The sequence below is a fragment of the Acidithiobacillus concretivorus genome, assembly GCF_018853445.1.
GTDB classification, from domain to species: Bacteria; Pseudomonadota; Gammaproteobacteria; order Acidithiobacillales; family Acidithiobacillaceae; genus Acidithiobacillus; species Acidithiobacillus concretivorus.
In genome coordinates, this window is the sequence record NZ_JABELD010000136.1 from 1 (window position 1) to 1,080 (window position 1,080).

General features: G+C 57.1%; 1 protein-coding gene. It reads right to left on the reverse strand.

The annotated features are described in order from the left end of the window. Positions 1 to 142: 142 nt before the first annotated feature. The coding region (locus tag HJG40_RS13720) for an aminotransferase class I/II-fold pyridoxal phosphate-dependent enzyme (protein ID WP_215864718.1) at positions 143 to 1,080 on the reverse strand (938 nt) is incomplete at its 5' end.

Here is a 1,080-nt window from a genome sequence, read left to right on the forward strand (position 1 = left end):
GGCCCCCGCCGGTGCCTGTTGGGTGTGGCGGATAAAGTGCAGTCGCGCCTCGGGCAGAAAGGCCCGCAGCGGCCCCTGTTTCCAGGCCGAAAAACCGACGGCGTAAAGGTCTGCAGGAATGTTTTCCGGGCGCTTTACCGGTTCAGGAAGCATACGCTTTCAGCATGATCAGGCTATCCCGGAGTTCTTCAGGGCTATGCTCGACATTCAGGAAAAAGCGCAGGCGCGCTTGTTTTTCCGGCACCGCAGGGTAAAGGATGGGTTGCACATGAACGCCCTGCTCCAGCAATTGGGAAGAGAGACGCACGGCCTGCAAGGAACTGCCAATAATCAGGGGGGTGATGGCATAACCGGCGCTGAACCCGGTGTCCATCTGCTGCCTTTTTGCCTCTTCCAGAAAATATTGACCGCGCTCCTGCAGGGTTTGGACCCTGTCTGGTTCTTTCTGGAGAATAGTCAGTGCCGTCAGGGCCGCAGCGGCCAGGGGCGGAGCCAGTCCAACACTGTACAAGAATCCCGGCGCCAGATAGCGTAAGTTGTCGATCAGGGCCTGCTCTCCGGCAATATAACCACCGCAGGCGGCGAGGGTTTTGCTGAGCGTGCCCATCCAGATATCAACATCGTGGGTATTGATATTGAAATGCTCGGCAATACCCCGGCCCGTAGCACCCATGACCCCGAAAGAATGGGCTTCGTCCACCATCAGCCAGGCCTGATGCTTTTTTTTCAGGTCGATGAGGCGCGGCAGGTCGGGGAAATCTCCGTCCATGCTGTACATTCCCTCGACCACAATCAGGACCCGCTCGGCTTTGCGCCGATGCTGCCGTAACAAAGTTTCGAGTGCATTGAGATCATTATGCGGAAAACTGAGGCGTTGGGCGCCCGACAACAGGGCTCCCTGGACAATGCTGTTATGGGCATATTCATCGTGCAGAATCAGATCACGGGCACCGAGTAAATGCCCAATAGTGGTGACATTAGTGGCGTGACCGCTGACAAAAGTCAGGGCATCATCTACCCCGTAAAAATCGGCCAGGGCTTTTTCCAGTTGCCGGTGCAGGGGGCGTTCGCCCGCCACAA